The sequence below is a fragment of the Streptomyces turgidiscabies Car8 genome (assembly GCF_000331005.1).
Lineage (GTDB): Bacteria > Actinomycetota > Actinomycetes > Streptomycetales > Streptomycetaceae > Streptomyces > Streptomyces turgidiscabies.
In genome coordinates this window covers 1-3,115 of the sequence record NZ_AEJB01000246.1, presented here as the reverse complement: position 1 = coordinate 3,115, position 3,115 = coordinate 1, and the positions used below count along the sequence as shown (strand labels likewise).

General features: G+C 65.7%; 3 protein-coding genes. 2 read left to right on the top strand and 1 reads right to left on the bottom strand.

Annotated elements, in window-relative coordinates:
• The first annotated feature begins 124 nt into the window (after positions 1–124).
• Positions 125–700 (top strand): hypothetical protein, encoded by a 576-nt coding sequence (locus tag STRTUCAR8_RS16195; protein WP_006376863.1) that lies wholly within the window; start codon positions 125–127, stop codon positions 698–700.
• 76 nt (positions 701–776) lie between these two features.
• On the opposite strand, the gene STRTUCAR8_RS16190 is transcribed toward STRTUCAR8_RS16195, so the two are convergent.
• A complete protein-coding gene (locus STRTUCAR8_RS16190) occupies positions 777–1,082 on the bottom strand; it encodes a ferredoxin (protein ID WP_044472302.1) in 306 nt (101 codons plus the stop codon).
• Positions 1,083–1,335: 253 nt separating this feature from the next.
• Here STRTUCAR8_RS16190 and arc point away from each other — a divergent pair, with 253 nt between their 5' ends.
• On the top strand, positions 1,336–3,102 hold the full coding sequence (arc, locus tag STRTUCAR8_RS16185; RefSeq protein ID WP_006376864.1) for a proteasome ATPase: 1,767 nt from the start codon (positions 1,336–1,338) through the stop codon (positions 3,100–3,102).
• Positions 3,103–3,115 lie beyond the last annotated feature (13 nt).

The window sequence follows — 3,115 nt, the reverse complement described above, 5'->3', positions numbered from 1 at the left end:
TTGACGACACAGCGGCGCCATCGCTGACACCGAACACCACCCGCCCCGCCGTTCCCCCGCACTGTGACGTGTGGCACTATGCGGGACACCCCACCGGCACAGCCCTCCACGGGAGACACTCCGAGTGCAGCAATCCGCCGTCCCGGAACTGGCACACACCCACACCCGCCCCATCCACTGGCTCGCGACGGCCACCGCCCTCGCCGGCGTCGTCGCCCTCTCCTCGGCCTTCCAGCCCGGCTCCGCCACAGCGGCCCAGGCAGCCGGCCCCGCAGGACATTCCGCGGTGGGCGCGGCACCCCCCGACCCCACCGGAGTCGCCTTCCCCCTCCAGTGCGGCCCGCTGCCGGTCCTCGTACAGAACAAGGCCAGCGGAGACCTCGACGGCGACGGCAGACCCGAAACGGTCGCCTCCGTCCGCTGCGACGCCGGCTCCGGAACCCCGCCCAACGGCGTGTACGTCCTCACCCAGGCCGCCGACGCGAAGCAGCCGCGCCTCGTCGCGACCCTCGTCGACCCCAAGAGCCGCCTCACCGTCACCGACCTCACCGTCCACGACGGCGCCGTCACGGCCACGCTCCTCGGCTACTCGTCCCTCGACGTCCCCCGCTGCTGCCCCGACGTCGACGAGCGAGCCAAGTGGCAGTGGAAGAACGGCGCGTTCCTCCGCTCGACACCCGCCGGCGCACAGAGCATGTGAACACGCGGCAGGTGAGAAACCAGACAGCGGCGGGCGTACGAATTTCAGCCATCGGTGGCGCGGAGTGGTTGGACGATTACTCCGCGTCCGGTCCGAAAACCTCGACCCTGTCCGAAACTCGACGTACGTGAATACAGTCGCCCGGACACTCCTTCGCGGAGTCCACGACATCCGTCAGCAAGGGCAGCGGAACCGGCGTCGTCGCCCCCGGGGCCTGCAGCAACTCGTCCCCGGGACTCTTCACATACGCAAGCCCGTCGATGTCCAGCTCGAAGACCTCAGGGGCGTACTGGACACAGATCCCGTCCCCAGTGCACAGGTCCTGATCGATCCAGACCTCCAACGCCTCACCGCCGACGACTGCCTCTTCCCGCACGGTCATGTCTCCTGCCGTTTCTGTCCCGAGCAGGACAATCCGACGGCAAGTCGGCCCAGCTCTGACGGGTGTTGAACACTTCGACCCTACCTCCGGCCGCTTCCCAATCATGTTCTGTGGGTATTCCCCTGGCGTGAGGGAGAGCGCAAGGGTGAAGATCGGACACACCTCGACAGTCTTTGTGATCTAGGGGTTTCAATCGACACCCACCCAGGTAGGGTCTGGAAGCGTCCAGCTCCCCTTGGAGGAGGTGAGGACCGTGGCAGCCCACGACGACGACATGAACCGCGGCATCCGCCCGGGACGAGGGTCCGACGACCCGTCCGGGCAGGTTGCCTACCTTGAGCAGGAGATCGCCGTCCTGCGGCGCAAGCTCGCCGACTCTCCGCGACACACGAGGATTCTCGAAGAGCGGATCGTCGAACTGCAGACCAACCTGGCCGGCGTGTCCGCACAGAACGAGCGGCTCGCCAACACACTCCGAGAGGCCCGCGACCAGATCGTGGCCCTCAAGGAAGAGGTCGACAGGCTGGCACAGCCCCCGGCCGGCTTCGGTGTCTTCCTGGAAGCCAACGAGGACGGCACGGCCGACATCTTCACCGGAGGCCGCAAACTCCGCGTGAACGTCAGCCCCAGCGTCGAGCTCGAAGAGCTCCGGCGCGGCCAGGAAGTGATGCTCAACGAAGCTCTCAACGTGGTCGAGGCCATGGAGTACGAGAGCGTCGGCGACATCGTCACCCTCAAGGAGATCCTTGAGGACGGCGAGCGCGCCCTGGTACAGGGGCACACCGACGAGGAACGGGTGGTACGGCTCGCCGAACCCCTCCTGGACGTCGTCATCCGCCCCGGCGACGCTCTCCTGCTCGAACCCCGCTCCGGCTACGTCTACGAAGTCGTACCGAAGAGCGAGGTCGAGGAACTCGTCCTCGAAGAAGTACCCGACATCGGCTACGAGCAGATCGGCGGCCTGGGCAACCAGATCGAGATGATCCGCGACGCGGTCGAACTCCCGTACCTTCACCCCGACCTCTTCAAGGAGCACGAACTCAGGCCGCCCAAGGGCGTCCTGCTCTACGGGCCCCCCGGATGCGGAAAGACGCTCATCGCCAAGGCCGTCGCCAACTCGCTGGCCAAAAAGGTCGCCGAAGTCACCGGCCAGGCCCAGGGCAAGAGCTTCTTCCTCAACATCAAGGGTCCCGAACTCCTCAACAAGTACGTCGGCGAGACCGAGCGGCAGATCCGCCTCGTCTTCCAGCGTGCAAGGGAGAAGGCCAGCGAGGGCACCCCCGTCATCGTCTTCTTCGACGAGATGGAATCCCTCTTCCGCACCCGCGGATCCGGCGTCAGCTCGGACGTGGAGAACACCATCGTCCCGCAGCTGCTCGCCGAGATCGACGGCGTGGAAGGCCTGCAGAACGTGGTCGTGATCGGCGCCTCCAACCGCGAGGACATGATCGACCCCGCCATCCTGCGCCCCGGCCGCCTCGACGTGAAGATCAAGATCGAACGTCCGGACGCCGAATCGGCCAAGGACATCTTCCAGAAGTACCTCACCGACCGTCTCCCGCTGCACCCCGAGGACGTGGGGGAGCACGGCGGCGACAAGGTGGCCACGGTCCAGAGCATGATCCAGACGGCCGTGGAACACATGTACACGGAATCCGAGGAGAACCGCTTCCTGGAAGTCACCTACGCAAACGGTGACAAGGAAGTCCTCTACTTCAAGGACTTCAACTCCGGCGCCATGATCGAGAACATCGTGGGCCGGGCCAAGAAGATGGCGATCAAGGACTTCCTCGACCACAAGCAGAAGGGCATCCGCGTCTCCCACCTCCTCCAGGCATGCGTGGACGAGTTCAAGGAGAACGAGGACCTCCCCAACACCACCAACCCCGACGACTGGGCCCGGATCTCCGGAAAGAAGGGCGAACGGATCGTGTACATCCGTACGCTCATCACCGGCAAGCAGGGCGCGGACACCGGACGCTCCATCGACACGGTGGCGAACACCGGTCAGTACCTGTAAAAAACTGGGTGGC